Annotated in this window: 13 protein-coding genes and 1 other RNA gene; 3 read left to right on the top strand and 11 right to left on the bottom strand. The window is 46.3% G+C overall.

Annotated elements, in window-relative coordinates:
• Positions 1 to 407: 407 nt before the first annotated feature.
• From A9237_RS03515 to A9237_RS03535, 5 genes are all read right to left on the bottom strand, one after another.
• Positions 408 to 1,421, bottom strand: coding sequence for an IS110 family RNA-guided transposase (locus tag A9237_RS03515; protein ID WP_078607610.1), 1,014 nt, complete (start codon positions 1,419 to 1,421; stop codon positions 408 to 410).
• 113 nt (positions 1,422 to 1,534) lie between these two features.
• Positions 1,535 to 3,841 carry a zinc/cadmium/mercury/lead-transporting ATPase gene (locus A9237_RS03520; protein WP_078607683.1) on the bottom strand — a complete coding sequence of 769 codons (2,307 nt, stop codon included), beginning with the start codon at positions 3,839 to 3,841 and terminating at the stop codon, positions 1,535 to 1,537.
• Positions 3,842 to 3,941: 100 nt separating this feature from the next.
• Entirely contained in the window at positions 3,942 to 5,393 is a 1,452-nt protein-coding gene (locus A9237_RS03525; protein WP_078607684.1) for an MATE family efflux transporter, read from the bottom strand.
• Between the two features lie 63 nt (positions 5,394 to 5,456).
• On the bottom strand, positions 5,457 to 5,876 hold the full coding sequence (locus tag A9237_RS03530) for a CBS domain-containing protein (protein WP_005437523.1): 420 nt from the start codon (positions 5,874 to 5,876) through the stop codon (positions 5,457 to 5,459).
• Positions 5,877 to 6,222: 346 nt separating this feature from the next.
• The gene (locus A9237_RS03535) at positions 6,223 to 7,842 is read right to left on the bottom strand and encodes an NAD(P)/FAD-dependent oxidoreductase (RefSeq protein WP_009707141.1); all 1,620 of its coding nucleotides are present in this window, start codon (positions 7,840 to 7,842) and stop codon (positions 6,223 to 6,225) included.
• A gap of 232 nt (positions 7,843 to 8,074) precedes the next feature.
• Between A9237_RS03535 and fdxA the strand changes: the two genes are divergently transcribed.
• Positions 8,075 to 8,398 (top strand): ferredoxin FdxA, encoded by a 324-nt coding sequence (gene fdxA, locus A9237_RS03540; RefSeq protein ID WP_078607685.1) that lies wholly within the window; start codon positions 8,075 to 8,077, stop codon positions 8,396 to 8,398.
• 90 nt (positions 8,399 to 8,488) lie between these two features.
• On the opposite strand, the gene A9237_RS03545 is transcribed toward fdxA, so the two are convergent.
• The 5 genes from A9237_RS03545 to A9237_RS03565 all read right to left on the bottom strand — a co-directional run bounded on the left by A9237_RS03545 (position 8,489) and on the right by A9237_RS03565 (position 16,021).
• Entirely contained in the window at positions 8,489 to 9,223 is a 735-nt protein-coding gene (locus A9237_RS03545) for an RNA methyltransferase (protein WP_033005562.1), read from the bottom strand.
• Between the two features lie 183 nt (positions 9,224 to 9,406).
• Entirely contained in the window at positions 9,407 to 12,160 is a 2,754-nt protein-coding gene (locus tag A9237_RS03550) for a cation-translocating P-type ATPase (RefSeq protein WP_078607686.1), read from the bottom strand.
• Positions 12,161 to 12,867: 707 nt separating this feature from the next.
• Positions 12,868 to 12,964, bottom strand: an RNA gene (gene ffs / locus A9237_RS03555) — signal recognition particle sRNA small type.
• Positions 12,965 to 13,107: 143 nt separating this feature from the next.
• Entirely contained in the window at positions 13,108 to 15,105 is a 1,998-nt protein-coding gene (locus tag A9237_RS03560; protein WP_078607687.1) for a GGDEF domain-containing protein, read from the bottom strand.
• Positions 15,106 to 15,277: 172 nt separating this feature from the next.
• A complete protein-coding gene (locus A9237_RS03565; RefSeq protein WP_078607688.1) occupies positions 15,278 to 16,021 on the bottom strand; it encodes a VP0952 family biofilm-associated protein in 744 nt (247 codons plus the stop codon).
• 272 nt (positions 16,022 to 16,293) lie between these two features.
• Between A9237_RS03565 and A9237_RS03570 the strand changes: the two genes are divergently transcribed.
• On the top strand, positions 16,294 to 16,596 hold the full coding sequence (locus A9237_RS03570; RefSeq protein ID WP_078608702.1) for a DNA base-flipping protein: 303 nt from the start codon (positions 16,294 to 16,296) through the stop codon (positions 16,594 to 16,596).
• Between the two features lie 37 nt (positions 16,597 to 16,633).
• Here the strand turns inward: A9237_RS03570 and A9237_RS03575 are convergent, their stop codons facing one another.
• Positions 16,634 to 17,068 (bottom strand): YbaY family lipoprotein, encoded by a 435-nt coding sequence (locus A9237_RS03575; protein WP_005437540.1) that lies wholly within the window; start codon positions 17,066 to 17,068, stop codon positions 16,634 to 16,636.
• Positions 17,069 to 17,235: 167 nt separating this feature from the next.
• Between A9237_RS03575 and tesB the strand changes: the two genes are divergently transcribed.
• On the top strand, positions 17,236 to 18,096 hold the full coding sequence (tesB, locus tag A9237_RS03580) for an acyl-CoA thioesterase II (protein WP_005437547.1): 861 nt from the start codon (positions 17,236 to 17,238) through the stop codon (positions 18,094 to 18,096).
• Positions 18,097 to 18,117: the final 21 nt, after the last annotated feature.

The following is an 18,117-nucleotide window of genomic DNA, read 5'->3' on the forward strand; positions in this document are numbered from 1 at the left end:
CCAACATTGAGTGATCACAGTCACAATGAAACAATGTAATAAATCTATACTTTCAAATAAAAACGGTTTGGATCACATTTTAAGAGCCAAAAGATCATTTCGTTGCATACGAATGAGTGATTTGCCAAACGAATTATTCAGCATAGTGATTACCGTTTTATGGACACAAAAATGTATGGTCCGCCCCGTTATTGCAACTACAATTAAGTCATAACGGAGTTGGTTTGCGCTAATGTATTCGGAGTCCTTGTTGGGAGCACTAGCTTCCCAGCTCCACGATGATATCTGCGCCAGATTATCCTTAAAAAGCCAAAAGCATTTAACGCTATTTTTTGTGTCAGGTTCTTAATCTGGTCGATTGACCGTTTTTGTCATCATTTTCATTGGCGTTGCAAACTTGGTTATAGCTATACAACCTTAAAAGCTTGGCGGTGGTACAACACCGCCCAAGCTATTCTTGCTAGCTTGTTGGCAAGTGCTACGACCACAACATTAAATGGCTTCGTCGCCCGAAGTTTGATGAGCCACTCACCAAACACTTTCCCTGTCGTTTCTAGCCTTGAGAGAACGGCTCTTGCTCCATGGATAAACAGAGTTCTGAGATGTTTATTGCCTCGTTTACTTATGCCAAGTAGCTTGGTCTTTCCTCCCGTAGAGAATTGTCTCGGTACAAGCCCTAACCAAGCTGCCATTTCCCGACCATTGGTGAAATTGTTTGGGGAGCTTACGTCAGCAACGCACAACGTTGAGGTAAGGTCTCCAACTCCAGGGATAGTTTTCAGCAATTGTGCACTTTCATTATTATTAACAATAACTTGAAGCTTACTGTCTTGAGCTTTGACCTTTTCATTAAGGTATTTGTAGTGTTCGTGGATAGACACTAATTCACACAGCAAGCTCTCCGGCAGTGCCATTTTTTGTGCTGCTAACCATTGGAAGAGAGACTTCATCTTTGCATGCCCCTTTGGAAAACTCAGGCCGAACTCAAGCAAGATAGCCCCAATTCGAGACATAGCCGCGGTTCTCTCCTTGATATAGCCATCTCTGACACGATGAATCGCTGCAATGACTTGGGCTTCTTCACTTTTTACCGCGACAAACCTCATTGTTGGTCGACCAGCCGCTTCTGCAATTGCTGATGCATCTATGAAATCATTTTTGTTGCCTTTGACATAAGGCTTAACGTACTGGGGAGGAATGAGTCGAACTTGATGGCCGTATTCACCACACTTACGAGCGAGCCAATGAGCACCGCCACAAGCTTCGAAAGCAATGGTTGTTGGTTCGATTTTACAAAGAAAATGTTGGAGTTGGTTTCGATTAAACTTACGACGCAATACTTCCGCACCAGAACGGTTATGAGCGATAGCGTGGAAACAGTGCTTGCCTAGGTCGATACCTAAAATGTGAATAGAAGACATATGGTTCACCTCATTCTGAGGCTTAAGGGCTTGGAGAGTGGGGCGGACCATATAATTAAGCCCAAGACAGGATTGCCTTGGGCTTCTTATTCATCGCTCAGCTGTTAACTGATTTATTTCACTTGTTTTGATTCAAAGCGAAGCAGACGCAGAGCATTCAGTGTAACTAATGCCGTTGCACCACTGTCGGCAAGTACCGCAACCCACAAGCCGGTAATGCCCAGTAAGCTCGTTACCAAGAACACACCTTTTAGACCCAGCGCAAGCGCCACGTTCTGACGGATGTTATTCAGCGTCGCACGTGATAGCTCGATCATACCTGCTAGCTCGATCAAACGGTTGTGAGTCAGTGCAGCGTCAGCCGTTTCAAGTGCAACGTCAGTACCACCGCCCATCGCAATACCAATGCTTGAAGCTTTCATTGCTGGCGCATCATTAATGCCGTCACCCACCATCGCGACAGTGTGCTGTGCTGAAATCTCTTCCACGTAGTGCACTTTGTCTGCTGGTAGCAAGCTTGCTTTGTAATCAAGGCCAATTTGATTCGCAATAGCTTCGGCACTGCGAGGGTTATCGCCAGTTAACATCACTGATGAAATACCCAGTTTTTTCAGTGCAGCAACCGCTTGTTGAGCGTCTTGGCGAAGTGTGTCTTGCCACGCTATCAAGCCAATCACTTGTTCATCGTGACGAGCGATAACCACCGTCTTACCTTGGTCTTCCAACGCCACGACTTGCTGTTCGATGTCAGACGCGATGGCAAAATCGGCTTTCGATGGCGCAATCACTTGAACCAATTTGCCTTCAACAAGCCCTGTCACACCAGAACCAACCTGCGCCGTTTTGTCTGCAGCTTCAGGAATGTTGATGCCTTGCTCTTGTGCTTTGTTCACCAAAGAAATTGCTAGCGGGTGGCTTGAGCCAATCTCAATCGACGCAGTTAAGCTTAATAGCTGCTCTTCTGTTACATCGAATGGAACCACATCAGTTACTTGCGGTTTGCCTTGTGTCAGTGTGCCCGTTTTATCGAATGCTACAGATTCCACACGACCCAGTAGCTCAAGCGCTGCACCACCTTTGATCAGTGCGCCTCGTTTTGCCGCTGCCGCCAAACCAGAAGTGATCGCTGCTGGCGTAGAGATGACGAGTGCACATGGACATGCGATCAACAGCAATGCTAGACCACGGTACACCCACGTTTCCCAAGGTTGAGCAAACAACAATGGCGGTGTGATGATGACTAATAGAGAGACAAGCATCATCAATGGTGTGTACCAACGGCTGAACTTATCTAGGAAACGTTCAAGTGGTGCTTTGCGTGATTCCGCTTCTTCAATCAAATGTAGGATACGGTCAATCGCGTTCTCACCTTGGCGAGACGTTACTTTCACCTGCACGACTTTGTCGACAACCACGGCACCTGCCATGATTTTACCGCCTTCGTTGTGCTCTACAGGCACAGACTCACCCGTTAACGCACTTTCATCGAAGCTTGCCGCTTGAGTCATCAGTACGCCATCAGCTGGCATACGACCACCCGGCGCTACTTCAATCACGTCACCCGGCTGTAGTTGTGACGCTGGCACTTCCTGACGTTCGCCATCCACAATAAGAGTGGTGTTCTCTGGAACGAGATCCATCAATGCTTGAACGCCGCTACGCGCACGAGATGATGCGTATGCTTCTAACTTTTCACCAATAAGGAAAAGCAATAGCACCATCGCCGCTTCAGCGGTTTCACCAAGGTATAGAGCCCCCAGCGCCGCGACACTCATCAGCGTTTCAATCGCAAATGGCGTACCACTGCGAGCCAACTTGACCGCTTTCATCGCAACTGGATACAAGCCAAGCAAACACGTCAACGTGAAGAGCCACGTGCTGAAGGTTGGGTGTAAATCAGAGATAAGACCGGCTAACGCCATCGCACCTGCGATAGAAAGGATTTGAACATTGTCTTTCATAACGCCTAACCAGCCTTTTTTCTCGGCTTTTGGTTTTGGCGCATCTGTCGAAGTCAGTGGGAAACCGGTTTGTTGAGAAACTTGCTCAATGACAGGCGCAAGTGCACGGTTATCAAAATCCACCACCAGTTTTTCAGTCGCGAACAGAACTTTGGCGTTGGTGACACCTTCAACAGAAGAAATGGCTTTTTCAAGTTTTTGAGCACAAGCAGGACAATCCATGCCTGACACTAACCAGCTATGGCGAATGGAGGATTCAAGGGGTTCGGCAGGGCCTTCATCTTCAAGAGAATCCGAGCTGCAGCTTCCGCCGCTGCAACAAGAATCCTCTGAAGTGATCACGCTTGCTTGCGTAATATTAAGAGCAGGTTTTGCCGGTGCGCAGCAAGAGTCGTTTGCACCTAACGCCACCGCAGAGTTGATTTTGCCTGATTGGCAACCTTGATGTTTCGTACACATAATTCACTTTCCTTATTGGTGATAAGTCTCTATCTACCGCTAAGAATAAACCTTAGAGCTAACTCCAAGGTCAAGCGTATTTATGTGAAATTAGGAAAATTTACGCTTTTTCCTCTTCCAGAGCGGTGGCGACCTCGTCAATCAATACCGCATCGTGAGAACAGAAAGGCTGGGTATTAACGCAAGTGATGGCGGGATCGTCTTCCACCAAGTCTTCACCAAAGTTTTGCATCAGGTCTTTGATGTGTTTATTCAGCACAACTAGCGCCAGTAGACCAAACACAATCGTACCTAATGCTTGGCCGTAAAGCACACCAAGCGCGCCATACCACTGAGAACCGAAGTAAACGAAAGGCAACGTGCCGATGGTCGCTTTGCCCAAATTCAACGCCGTTGAGTACAGCGGTTTACCAAGGTTATTGAAGGAGGTGTTGGCGACAAACAAAGTACCATTGAACACAAACGTAATCGCCACATAGGTACAGAAAGCAGCAACAATAATCGCAGCGTCACCCGTCAGGCTGAACATGGCAACAATGTAATCTTGCAGAACGTAAAGCAGAGCACATACGGCGAGAGTATAAATGGTAGTCACCAACAAAGAGTCGGTCAGAGTTCGCTTCACGCGATCCATCCGCTCCGCACCAAAGTTCTGACCAATGATTGGGCCGACCGCACCAGACAAAGCAAAAATCACCGCAAAACACACTGGAGTTAAACGCCCTATCACGGCAAAACCTGCCACAAAATCCTCACCAAATTGGGCAATGTGAGTGGTCACAATCGCATTACCAATCGGCGTAGCAGTGTTGGTAATAATGGCGGGCACGGCAATCGCCAAAATCGGTTTAAGGTTAATTTTAACGATATCGAGATTAGGGAATGAAACCAGCTTGTGCACTTTTACTAGTGGGTAAAGGGAGAAAGCCAATACCGTGAAACGCGCAATAACAGACGCCGCCGCTGCTCCTTCTACGTTCCATTTGAAGACGAAGATAAACAGCGGATCAAGAATCGCGTTAACAATACCGCCCGCTAAAGTCGCCCACATAGATCGCTTTGCATCTCCAGCGGCACGCAGTCCTGCACCGGCAGACATACCTAACGCAAGTATCGGTGCACTTGGTAATAGAATATTGAGATAAGCTTCTGCACGCTCGGCAGCGACCCCTTCAGCACCTATGGCTGCGAGTAATTCAGGAATGTGGATGAACATACTAATGGTAATGACCAAGCTGATCATAAAGGCCACCAGCATGATACTGCCACTCATCAACCTTGCTCGTTCAAAATCCTTTGCGCCAATCGCTTTAGAGACCAAAGCCCCCATAGCAATCGAAGTACCGATGGATGCTGAGGTTGAGAAGAAAATCAGCGTTCCAGCAAAACCGACAGCCGCAGCAAGCTCTACCTGCCCTAGCATACTGATGAATAACATATCGAGCAGATCGACGACAAACAGTGCCATCAAACCGACAGAGCCTGCGCCAGACATCACTAAGATGTGGCGCATGGTAGAACCTTGGACAAACTTCGCGTCTTGCGTGGACATATTCTACCTCAACGACAAAAAGACGCCGAGGCGTCTTTCGTCTTAATACTTATTGTTTTGTTCTTAAACGGGATGTTTGAAACATTCGTTCAGTGTTTTGCCGATGGCTCTTAAAACATCGCGTCTTGTGATCACACCAACGAGCTTATCTTTGTCATCCACCACCGGATACATCTTAGGTTTACCGACTTTCATCATGTCAGCCAATTCGATGATCGACATTTCAGGTGATACCGATAGCGCGTCTAAGTGCATGCACTCTTCTACTGTGTGTGTATCCTGACAGTGATAACTGGCTTTAACGAGTTTGTCTAAAAGGTCTTGTTCAGAAAGGAATCCGATGACTTTCTCGTTTTCGTCGATAACAGGTCCACCTAGAGTAACACTTTGCATCACCTTGTCCAAAGCCGCCGTCAACGACATGTTCTTGGTGAAAGTCACTGCCTGTAACGTCATGTAATCTTTAACTTTAAGTGAATGCATTCTTATCTCCTTAGCGGCACGTTTTTGCTGCCTTTAAGATAAGTGTCGTCTAATTTCTTGATTTTACTAAATGGAAATTAGCAATTTTATTTATAGGTGTAGTCTATTGATCTTTATCTGAATTGATACATAACACAAAGCAATGAATACTAAGTTGCATATTTATTTAAAGTTACATCGACCATCTGCTTGGCTGTGAGCAAAGAATATACAAAGCTTGGACGTGATTCGAGTCAGGAGTGAGTCAATATAAGAAGGGCGAAAAGAAATAACTAGCTATGCAGCAGAAACAAAAAAGCCAGCCTTAGATTTAGGCTGGCTTTCGATGTTATATCACGCGATTAAATTATGCGTTTTCCATTGAAGCGACGATGTCACGAGCTACCGCTTCTGCCACCTTAATGCCATCGATACCCGCAGAAAGGATACCACCCGCGTAGCCTGCACCTTCACCCGCAGGGAAGAAACCTTTCAAGTTGATGCTCTGGAAGTCTTTACCACGCTTGATACAAACTGGAGAAGACGTACGCGTCTCAACACCCGTCAGTAGACCATCTTCTGACGCAAAGCCTTTGATCTTACGATCGAATGCTGGGATTGCTTCACGAATCGCTTCGATAGCAAATGCAGGTAGCGCTTTCGACAGGTCAGTCAGTTTGATGCCCGGAGTGAATGATGGTTCAACATCACCTAGTGCACTTGGATCGCGACCTTTCAGGAAGTCACCGATTTTCTGTGCTGGTGCGTCGTAGTTCTCACCACCGAGTGTGTAAGCGCCCGATTCTAGTTCACGTTGGAAACGGATACCCGCTAGAGGGTCACCTGGGTAATCAACTTCTGGTGAGATGCCCACTACGATTGCGCTGTTCGCGTTACGTTCTGCACGAGAGTATTGGCTCATACCGTTGGTTACTACGCGACCTTCTTCAGAAGTTGCCGCAACAACAGTACCACCAGGACACATACAGAAGCTGTAAACCGTACGGCCATTCTTACAGTGGTGAACCAGTTTGTAATCTGCCGCACCAAGAATTGGGTGGCCTGCGTTTGGACCAAAGCGTGCTTCGTCGATCATCGATTGTTTGTGCTCGATACGGAAACCAACAGAAAACGGCTTCGCTTCCATGTAAACGCCACGGTCGTGCAGCATTTCAAAGGTATCACGAGCACTGTGACCTACCGCTAGCACCACGTGACGAGATTTGATCTCTTCACCGTTTGATAGCGTTACGCCTGTGATTTGGCCATCTTCCATATGCAGATCGTCAACACGAGTGCTAAAGCGGATCTCACCACCTAGCTCGATGATTTTCGCGCGCATCTTCTCGATCATGGTAACCAGTTTAAAGGTACCGATGTGCGGCTTACTTACGTATAGAATTTCTTCTGGTGCGCCTGCTGCTACAAACTCAGTGATCACTTTACGACCGTAGAAGTTTGGATCTTTCACTTGGCTGTAAAGCTTACCATCAGAGAAAGTACCCGCGCCGCCCTCACCAAACTGTACGTTCGATTCTGGGTTTAGTGTGCGCTTACGCCAAAAGCCGAACGTGTCTTTAGTACGCTCACGTACTTCTTTGCCGCGCTCAACGATGATTGGGTTAAAGCCCATTTGAGCCAAAACCAAGCCCGCAAATAGACCACAAGGACCAAAACCGATCACCACTGGGCGCTCAGTTAGGTTCTCAGGTGCCTTCGCTACAAACTTGTATTCCATATCTGGTGTTTGGCGAACGTGCGGATCTTTTTCGAATTTCGCTAGCAGCGCCTCTTCATCACCTTCAACGATGATGTCTAGCGTGTAAATAAGATGAATATTGGTTTTCTTACGAGCATCGTAGCCGCGTCTAAAGACATTAAAAGAGATAACTTTCTCAGCAGCAATGCCAAGCTTTTTAGTAATCGCGTCCAATAGCGCGCCTTCCTCATGATCTAGAGGAAGTTTAATTTCATTAATACGAATCATGTGATGTCTCGTTATGGTAGGTGTCTTAGCCAGAACTGCTATTTTCTCCTTGTTAATACCAAGGGTGAAAAAGCAGTCAGCTCACAATGGCGCGCATTTTACGAGAAATTGATTTGTCTGTCATACTAAATCCAAGCTGCGCGGCGGAATTAACGTAGCGAATGTTGAATTTTGCCTTGGGATGAGTATTATCCCCATTCTTCAATTTTGACTAACTTAAGAGCTGATTATCATGGCGTTTGTCGTAACCGATAACTGTATCCAATGTAAATACACTGACTGTGTCGCGGTATGCCCTGCTGATGCCTTCCACGAAGGCCCAAACTTTATGGTAATCAACCCGATTGAGTGCATCGACTGTGGTTTGTGCGTGGACGAATGTGCCGCAGCCGCCATCTTCCAAGAAGACGAGCTTCCAGAAGATCAAGTGATCTACAAAGAGCTCAACGCAGAACTTGCAGAAATCTGGCCGGTACAAACCGAAGTGAAGCCAGCAATGGATGAAGCGGAAAAATGGAACGGCGTGCCAAACAAATTGGACATGCTAGCAAAATAAGCGCTTTAAAACGAAAAAAGCGTAATGAACCTCAACTTGAAAAAGTCTGGCTCGTTACGCTTTTTTTGTATCTAAGATTTGCTGCTGCGATTAGCTGTGTTGACGACGCATGTTGTCCAGAATAATACCTGTCGCCATTGCCACGTTTAGAGACTCTGCTCCGCCAAACGCTGGAATGGTAATCTTGTCGGTCACAAACTTCGATGCCGCTTCACGCACACCATGAGATTCACTGCCCATCAACAAAATACCTTCTGCTGAGAATTCGGTCTTGTGCACACTCTCGCCTTCAAGGAAAGCGCCATACACTGGCAAGTTTGCATCTTCCAAGTAACTTGGTAGATCCACTAGGCTCACTTGCACGCGACCAAAGCTGCCCATGGTTGCACTGATGGTTTTTGGATTGTATGGATCGGCACAATCTGTGCTCGCGATGATGTGCTTGATACCGTACCAATCCGCTACGCGAATGATCGTACCTAGGTTGCCCGGATCAGAAACGCCATCCAATGCGATCATCAAGCCTTTTGCCTGAGGCACTGTTACGTTTGGAATTTCAACCACAGCAATGGCTGCATTGTTGCTCACCAACGTACTTGCTTTAGTTAAGTCATCTAGTGACGCTTCAATACACTCGAAGCCATTTAGTTCTTGGTTGTGCTGCTCTAGAAACTCAGCCGTCGCAAAAATCTGCTTTACCGTGAGCGAACTGTTCGCTAACTCCAGTACGTTCTTTTCACCTTGAACCAGAAATAAGCCGTGCGCTTTACGCTGCTTCTTTTGACCTAAAGCACGCAGCAGTTTTAGTTGGTTTTTTGAAATCATGAAAATATCCCAGATGAAAGTTGGTGAAGTACCAGATGAAAACGGGGGGATTATAGAGTAAACCTTCGCACAGCTAAAGAGATGCCTTGCTTGAGAGAAAAGAAAAGCCCGCCAAGCTATCACTCTCGGCGGGCTTTAGGTATCTGTCGCTTCCCTATGCTGAAAGAATCGACATCACCATTCTTAAACGACTTTGGTTTTCGTCATCTCTTTAATGCCAGACAAAATGAATGTCGGCAGTGAAGACACAAGAATCACACCAAATAGGTGACCAGCACTTAGTGCCTCTGTGTTAAAGATCAACTGACCAAGACTGGTGTAAATCACACCAAGGGACAGCGTTGCCGAGACCGCTACAGCACCCAACAGGTATTTGTTGGTGAATGGATTCTTGCGGTATAGTGAATTAAACGTACGCGAGTCAAACAAGTGCCATAGCTGAGCAAAAATCAGCATTGCGAAAGCCATTGTCTGTGCATATTGAGCGCTTTGACCACTGCTCAGTGCCCAGTTGAACGCCAAGTAGCTCATACCACCCAATGCCAAACCGCGTGTCACAATACGTGTACCTAAATGGTCGCTGAAGAAGCTTTCGTTACGCTTACGCGGCTTACGCTCCATCAGATCTTTCTCTTCAGGTTCTACACCTAATGCCAATGCTGGCAAGCCGTCAGAAACTAAGTTAATCCATAGAATCATCAGTGGCGTAAGTGGCAGAATCGCTTCTGGTCCCATCATCAAGAAGGCGAACAAGATAACCGATACTTCACCCACGTTTGCCGTCAATGCTTGGCGAATGAACTTACGCAAGTTATCGAAGATCTGACGACCTTGGCGCACGGCTTTCACGATCGTACTAAAGTTGTCATCCAGTAGAATCAAATCGCCCGAGTCTTTGGCTACCGATGTACCGGTGATACCCATTGCGACACCGATGTCCGCACGGCGAAGAGCTGGCGCATCGTTCACGCCGTCACCTGTCATCGCTGCCACTTCATTATTGTGTTGCTGAGCTTGAACAATGCGCAGCTTGTGTTCTGGTGTTACACGAGCAAAGACGGCAACTTCCGGACAGATTTTACGTAGCGCTTCATCATCCATTTCATCCAGTTGTGCACCCGTAATGACCAAGTCTTTTTCACTGCGGATAATGCCGATTTCACGTGCAATTGCCGCTGCAGTAAGTGCGTGGTCACCAGTGATCATCACCGTGCGAACGCCTGCGTTGTAACAGCTTTCTACTGCGTCGCGAACTTCTGGACGTGGAGGATCCATGATTCCGTACAAACCAAGCACGGTCACATCTTTCTCTAGCTCAGCAGGATCACGCTTGAGATCCTCTTCTGTCAGCTCTTTATAACCTACTGCCAAAGTGCGAAGCGCTTGCTCTGCAAAGTCCTGAATTGCCGCTTCGTAGTTCGCAATCACCTCTTCTGCTGGGCTTGCTGCTAACGCTAAGCTGCCTGTGGACATCGTTGGTGCTGTAGGTAGCTCACCACCATCGACCATAAAGCCAGAGGCATTGCGCAACACCACATCTGGCGCGCCCTTAATAGCAAGGAAGTGCTTACCATCCGGTCCTTTGACAATCACTGACGCCATCTTACGAGCAGAATCAAACGGGAACTTCTCAACGATAGAGTAGCCGCCTGTCGATAGCATGTCTGATTGCTCCAGACCCGCTTTTGCCGCTGCAACAATCAATGCGCCTTCGGTTGGGTTACCACGCACAGACGAGTTATCGCCATTTTTGATGTATTCCGCATCATTACACAGGGTCGCAACCACTAAGCCTTTCATCATCTCTGGGCTTTGCTTTGCATCAACCGTGTGGCCTAGCGGCTTAAATTCACCCTCAGGGCTAAAGCCTTTGCCCGACACTTCCCAGTAACGACCACTTGCATCGTAAGCTTTCATTACCTGCATTTGGTTCTGTGTCAGCGTACCGGTTTTATCTGAACAGATAACCGTGGTGGAACCCAGCGTCTCAATCGCAGAAAGCTGTTTCGCCAATGCGTTGTTCTTCACCATGCGCGTTGAGCCCATCGTCAAAACAATTGAGATAACTGTTGGCAGACCTTCTGGAATCGCCGCTACCGACAACGAAATACCCGTGTTCAGAATTTCCAGCCAAGGCATACCATGGTAAAGACCGATACCACAAACCACAGCCACTACACCCAAAGCCGCGATCATCAAGGTTTTCGCGATGGTATCCATACGCTCTTGCATTGGTGTTTTAGTTTCTTCGGTGTTTGCCATCATGTCCGCGATGTGGCCAACTTCCGTCTTCATGCCGGTGCTGACAACCACACCCAAGCCTGTACCAGTGGTCACAATCGTGGTCATAAAGCCCATATTACGCTGATCACCAAGGCCGACGGTTTCGTCTTCAATCACCTTAACGATTTTATCAACCGGCTCAGACTCACCAGTAAGCGCGGCTTCATCTACTGCAAGACGGTTCGCTTCAATGATGCGCACATCCGCAGCAAGGATGTCACCCGTATTAATTTTTAAAATGTCACCCGGCACAATGTCACGTGCCAACACATCAACCCACTCGCCATTGCGACGAACTTGTGCGGTTGGCGCTGCCATTTCGCGCAGCGCTTCCATGCCCTTCTGAGCTTTAAACTCTTGCCAAAATGCGATGATGGCATTGATGAAGATGATCACAGTGATGGCAATCGCATCCACAAGGTGACCAGTAAAGAAGGAAACAATCGCACCAATACCCAGAATGAAGATCAATGGGTTCTTAAATTGGTGTAGGAATAGCTCAAGGGCAGATTTGCCTTCTTGCTCTTGTAGCTCGTTTTTGCCGTGTTCAGCCTGACGCTGCTCTACTTCTTCCGAAGTCAAACCTTGCTCAGTTGATACATTAAATTGAGTCAGTGTTTCTTCAACCGACTCAGTAAACCACTTTTTAGTCATGGGGGTCTCCAAAAAGCATTCAAGCGACATCAGTACAATTTCAAACTGATAAAAAGCATTCGCTGAATAGAATTGAGTTAAATCGCCTCGCTAGTCACCGTCGCACCGTTTATTTTCATTTTGAATATTTATCAAGAATCTATTCAGTGTTATGCCAGCGAGTAAAAATAACCTACCCGAACCGATGAATACTTGTAATTAACTTTCAGATAGGCGGATAGCGAATGCGGACGAATCTTTGACCCCAATCAATCTCGATTTTATTTTGTCATACAAAAGATCAATTAAGTGTAAATGAACATGAATAAGACCCCGATTAGACTGAAAAAACACTTCATTTTTCCCGAAAAGTGTAATTTTTCTACAAGATGATTTTATTAAGAGTGGCTAACAAGCATGACAAAAGTGCAAACTATCCGAAAAGATTTGCAAGGGAGGGTAGAAAAATTGCTAATAAAGAATGACTAAATCTTGCTAGCCGAAATGCATCATTTTCGAGTTATACAATCAGCATATTTATTCACTCAAAAACAAAGAAGAAATCACAAGAGACACGGCTGAACACTGCATACAAATTTGGTTATGAGTAATGAGAAACCACCAGCCAGACGAATAGCCAGTTGAGAGAAAGGGAAAAGGTTTGAGAGAGTATTTTACAGCGCAGAAACGAAAAAGCCTCGCTGTATAAGCGAGGCTTTTAAAGGGTGGGACCCCAGCCACATCCCGGCACACAAGTCACCCGCTGCGGCTGCTTCCTTCCGGACCTGACCGAGTTCACGAGCTATTGTTGCGAGAGGACCAGAGCCCCATAATTCTGTTTTTGAGAGCGCGTCTCAAATGATGTGAGGATTATTCAGCATCGCCTCTCGGATTGCAAGGGCTAAAGCGACGATTTTGCCCATTTCATTTCTGTTTGAACAAAACTCGGTCAATTCAGCGTTTTAAAGTCAACTCATGCAAGGGTTTGGCTCAACGCTTGTGCGAGAGGCTTGCTTACTTGAGTACATGTTCTCATCCGCTAAATGCAATGCTTGCTCTAAGCTAACGCTGCGCTCGCGCTTAGTCGACACGCCGACAGAAATCGTTACCTGATTCAAATCACCAAAATGTTCACCTTTGACATCAAGGGCGCTTAGCTCTTCAATCGCTCTTATTAACTGTGTTTCTGTTGGGTAACCCAGCAGGATGAACTCATCACCACCAATACGATAACTTCTACCTGCCCATACGCGATGTATCTTTAGCGAAAGCAATTGCAGCACTTTATCCCCTGCTCTGTGCCCATAGGTATCGTTGATTTGCTTAAACTTATTGATGTCGAGGTACAAGATAGCCAAGTCTTTTGGCACGCCTTGTCGATACTTCACTTGCAGCGAGCGACGATTTCTTAATCCGGTTAAGTTGTCGGTATTCGATTGGCGATACAGATATAACGTCACACCAAGCGCAAACACCAACACAAAAATAAACACCGCTTGCGTCTGAGTTGCTAAGCGCACTTCATATTCCAACGCAGTGCGCCAATCCGGTCTCAAATCGTAATGGGCAACAATCTTCTCCAAGTCCAGCATGGATATCGCACGGCTAAAGTAAGGAGCGAGCATCTCACCGCGCTGGCTAGTTGCTAAGCCAACCGACAGTTCTGATTCGTAAAACTCTCCAATGGCATCGTCTTGCTCGATGGGAATTAGCTCACTCAAACGTAAGAAGTGATTGAGCATTGCAGTATCCATCGCAATGTAATCAATCTCTCTCGCCAATAAGGCATCCAACATCAACTGCTGCGAATCAAAACGATTGAGTTCCTTTAATGGCAGCATTTGTGTGAGCATTTGGTCGAAGAAGTCATCTTTCACCACACCAATACGCTCAGAAATCAGCTGAGAGACATGAGAATACACGTTTGGTTTGTAGCCAAGGCGCTTAACCATGACGGAGGTTGGGTAGTAATGAGGCTGAGGGAAGTGGCTAAACGTACGTCGCTCGCGGCTAATCGTTAAAGGAGCAAGCATATCGAACTCACCTTGGATAAACTGGTTATACATAGATTCCCAGCTCTCGTTTGGTTTGCTGATCACTTGGCAATTCAATGCCAAAATCTCGCAACTCTTCAAGACGATATCTGCCGTCATTCCTTCAACAGAACCATCTTCTTTGTACACCACATAAGGAAAGATAGATTCAAACTTGATGGTAAACGGCTTTTCTAAATCGATAGGAAGTTGCTTGATAGACTCACGCAATGCGGTTTGTCTCAACTCAAATTGGTACAAAGCCACCTTCTCTCGAAGCAATTTCTGCACTGCTTCGCTATGGATAAAATCAGCAAATCGAGACAGTTCCTCAAGGTGGGTTCCCTTTTGGCTAACAATCGATACTGGCTTTATTGAGATGTGGTCATTAAGCAGCTTGGCATCAAAGCCTTCAAGTAACATTGGTTTGAGTTGATTGATGGCATCGACAACGCCGTCTACTTGTCTAGAACGTAACAGCGATACCGCCTCTTCATGCCCTTGGTAAGGCACCTGAATCAACTCAGGATAATATTGTTCAAGTAGCGCTTCGTAGATGGTGTCTTGTGGGACACCAACGACGGTCGCATCACTCAAAATCGTATCACTTAAACCATACAGGTAGGTGTATTCAATGTTGGTGGGACGCGAGTAGCTAAACAGCTTCGCCCTTTCTGGGGTGTAGGTGATATTGGCGGCAAAATCACTTTTACCATGGGCTACAGAATCTAAAATCGCATCAAAACTCGAGTAATTAACATACTGAATTGAGACACCAAAGTTCTCTGCCACCGCATCAAACAGGACACGCGTAACGACATCATCCGCCTCTGTCGCCACCTTATAATGAGAGACTTGTTCTGGTTCTGCTTTGAGACTCAGACTCAATAGAAAGCAAGCAAAAACCAACAGCCTTTGAACTACTTTAACCATGACTAACGTTTCTAAAAAGGCCCACTTTATATAGGGGCTAAGATTGAATTTTTATTATTAAATGCACAATAAATATGAAAGGCCGAACATATAACATCCGGCCTATTATTTCATAAACAAATCAATAGTCTGCCGCACGGGTCACTATTTACTCAGTGCAGCTACAACTATTTTATAACTCGGCTTGCTCATCACTACTACGTAAGATGTAGTCCGTCATCCAAGCCGTTCCTAACAAGCATATCCACACAACAAAAACAGGGTTAGGAACTTCGATATTGGGGCTAACGACCAAAGCGGCAAAGCCAACGGTTGGTAAGGTCCAACAAAGCAATTTCCCCCAGCGCAATGAATTTTTAATCTTCGTCAGCGCTTCCATCGATGCCAAAATACCTGTGATGCTTAATGCTACAAGCACCGCATACGGCAAATCCGCTAGCCATAAAGGCAGTAATAACAACAAAGACCACCAAGCGTGCTTTTCCGATGGTTTCCAATGATTGGCAGACCACCACATCACAATCACAGATAAGGTTTGCACAGCGGTTAACCAAGCAGAGCCACCTAGCTTACCCCCCTCCTGCGTGACCATAATGCCTACTTGTAACGTGAGAACAATCAGGCCCGCAGTCAGCAACACGCCCATTGAACTCCGACGAGAGAACACCACCATGAGTAACGGGAAAAGGATCAGGATACCGACAGACAGCGCAATCGGCTGCATCGATAAGGTGACGCCATAAACGGTCATGGCACCGAGCAGAATCAGACCTGCAAGGCCACCTTGTGGCAGTATCCACAATGCGGGAATCATTAAGGCGAGAACCGGAATCTCTCCTTCGCTCAAACTGATGGCACGAGCGCACACCACGGCAAGAAGAGTCGTAACAAGAAATTGAAGTGTCGAAAAAATCATAGCGCCTCCTGGCTTCCCCAACCAACTTGGTAACTCAACGGCATGTCAAACTGGGCATTAAAAGTCGTTGAGCGGGTCTATTTATAAACTAAGCATAAGCCTGTTTTTGTATTTCCAACTTACTCTGGTAATCAATTACAGCTCAAAAAAGGAACACGGAAAAATGGTAGGTACGGACGAGCGGCAAATGATGTTAAGGAGCAAGAACTGATAGCGAAGTACAAGTCTTGTGTATTACCATTCCTTGGTAAACAACAGTGGACACTTTCAGTATGGACCAATTTTTGATGCAAATCTTTGCTGTAATTCACCAAATTCCCACAGGGCGGGTTTCTACGTATGGTGAAATAGCAAAAATGGCGGGCTACCCTGGTTACGCAAGGCACGTAGGTAAAGCGCTAGGTAATCTGCCGGAGGGCAGTAAACTGCCTTGGTTTCGAGTCATTAACAGTCAAGGCAAGATTTCATTAAAAGGTCGAGATTTAGAAAGACAAAAGCAAAAGCTGGAAGCAGAAGGGGTTGAAGTGTCTGAGATCGGAAAAGTCTCACTCAGAAAATACAAATGGCAGCCTTGAGCTGCCATTTTTAATAGGTTTACATTGCCGATAGCAATTAACGCGTGCCAACTAGACGAATGTTTGCTTCGTGTGTTTGCTCTGCGTCCGTAATCACTGGGATGCTAGTATCATTGATAAAACGCAACTTACCATCTACTTCGATACGAGCACGCAGGCTGTAACGATGGTTAGGTTTAATGTCGTTGCTGTTGTAGCTAAGTTCAAATGCCAAAGGTACTTGCTTACCTTCAGTTTCGAATGTTTGTTTAGCAAGAACTTTAGCTGGGGCATCCGCCAGAGAAACGTCTTCAAGTGCAACCGTTACTACTGCGTGTGGAGGCAGTGCGATACGCTCACGGTAAGCCACTGTACCTGTAATTGTCTTCATAGACGCCTCAGCCGATTCCATTTCTGTGTTTTGAGAAGTTTGGCAACCCACTAGTGCAGCACCGAATAGTAAAGAAGTAACAAGTAGTAGTGTTTTTTTCATAGTTTCCTCAACGGGTGTATCATTTCGCGCTAAGTATAGAGGGAGATTATTAAACTGTCTGCTGTACGTTTAGCGATTTGACAATAGTTTGACTAAGTTAGAAATTACCAAACAGTTGATTTTGTTTCATAATTGAAGCAGCAATAAAAATAAGGTGAGGAGACATCATGAGTAAACCATTAAGAGAATTGCTCAGCCTACTACAACTCGAAAAACTAGAAGAAGGCTTGTTCCGCGGACAAAGCGAGAACCTAGGTTTACCTCAAGTTTATGGTGGTCAGGTTATTGGACAAGCGCTATCTGCCGCGCGATACACGGTAGAAGACGCACGTACCGTGCATTCATTCCACAGTTACTTCCTATACCCTGGCGATCCTGAAAAGCCGATCATTTACGATGTCGAAAACCTGCGTGATGGTCGTAGCTTTAGTACTCGCCGCGTAAAGGCAATTCAGAACGGTCGTCCGATTTTCTACCTGACCGCTTCTTATCATGGTGATGCTCCTGGCTTTGACCACCAAAACACCATGCCAGACATTCCTGGGCCAGAGAATTTCCCTTCTGAGACAGAACTAGCAAGCCATATTGCAGAGTTCTTGCCGGAAAGACTACGCAAAACGTTCTGTGGCGAAAAGCCAATTGAAACGCGTCCGGTGAACATCGTTAACCCACTGAAGCCAAAGAAAACCGAAGCGAAACAATATTTGTGGATTCGTGCCAACGGTGAAATGCCAGACAATCAGTTGATTCACCAATACCTACTCGCTTATGCGTCGGACTGGGGCTTTCTGATCACCGCATTACACCCACATGAAGTGTCTTTGATGACACCAAACTTCCAAGTGGCAACCATCGACCACTCTATCTGGTTCCACCGTCCATTTAAGATGGATGAATGGTTGCTGTATGCCATCGAAAGCCCAACAGCAAGCAATACGCGTGGTTTGGTTCGTGGTGAGATCTACAACCAGCAAGGCCACCTTGTTGCTACCGCAGTTCAAGAGGGCGTGATGCGCTTTACCAAATAAACCATCACGATGTTCAATCAA

The organism is Vibrio owensii (genome assembly GCF_002021755.1).
In the GTDB taxonomy this organism is placed as follows: domain Bacteria; phylum Pseudomonadota; class Gammaproteobacteria; order Enterobacterales; family Vibrionaceae; genus Vibrio; species Vibrio owensii.

Bases quoted from the DNA above. Each gene is read 5' to 3' on its own strand.
- A9237_RS03520 (WP_078607683.1), bottom strand. From the start codon at position 3,841: ATGTGTACGAAACATCAAGGTTGCCAATCAGGCAAAATCAACTCTGCG.
- A9237_RS03565 (WP_078607688.1), bottom strand. From the start codon at position 16,021: ATGATTTTTTCGACACTTCAATTTCTTGTTACGACTCTTCTTGCCGTG.
- tesB (WP_005437547.1), top strand. From the start codon at position 17,236: ATGAGTAAACCATTAAGAGAATTGCTCAGCCTACTACAACTCGAAAAA.
- A9237_RS03545 (WP_033005562.1), bottom strand. From the start codon at position 9,223: ATGATTTCAAAAAACCAACTAAAACTGCTGCGTGCTTTAGGTCAAAAG.
- A9237_RS03525 (WP_078607684.1), bottom strand. From the start codon at position 5,393: ATGTCCACGCAAGACGCGAAGTTTGTCCAAGGTTCTACCATGCGCCAC.
- A9237_RS03530 (WP_005437523.1), bottom strand. From the start codon at position 5,876: ATGCATTCACTTAAAGTTAAAGATTACATGACGTTACAGGCAGTGACT.
- A9237_RS03570 (WP_078608702.1), top strand. From the start codon at position 16,294: ATGGACCAATTTTTGATGCAAATCTTTGCTGTAATTCACCAAATTCCC.
- A9237_RS03515 (WP_078607610.1), bottom strand. From the start codon at position 1,421: ATGTCTTCTATTCACATTTTAGGTATCGACCTAGGCAAGCACTGTTTC.
- A9237_RS03575 (WP_005437540.1), bottom strand. From the start codon at position 17,068: ATGAAAAAAACACTACTACTTGTTACTTCTTTACTATTCGGTGCTGCA.
- A9237_RS03535 (WP_009707141.1), bottom strand. From the start codon at position 7,842: ATGATTCGTATTAATGAAATTAAACTTCCTCTAGATCATGAGGAAGGC.
- A9237_RS03550 (WP_078607686.1), bottom strand. From the start codon at position 12,160: ATGACTAAAAAGTGGTTTACTGAGTCGGTTGAAGAAACACTGACTCAA.
- A9237_RS03560 (WP_078607687.1), bottom strand. From the start codon at position 15,105: ATGGTTAAAGTAGTTCAAAGGCTGTTGGTTTTTGCTTGCTTTCTATTG.
- fdxA (WP_078607685.1), top strand. From the start codon at position 8,075: ATGGCGTTTGTCGTAACCGATAACTGTATCCAATGTAAATACACTGAC.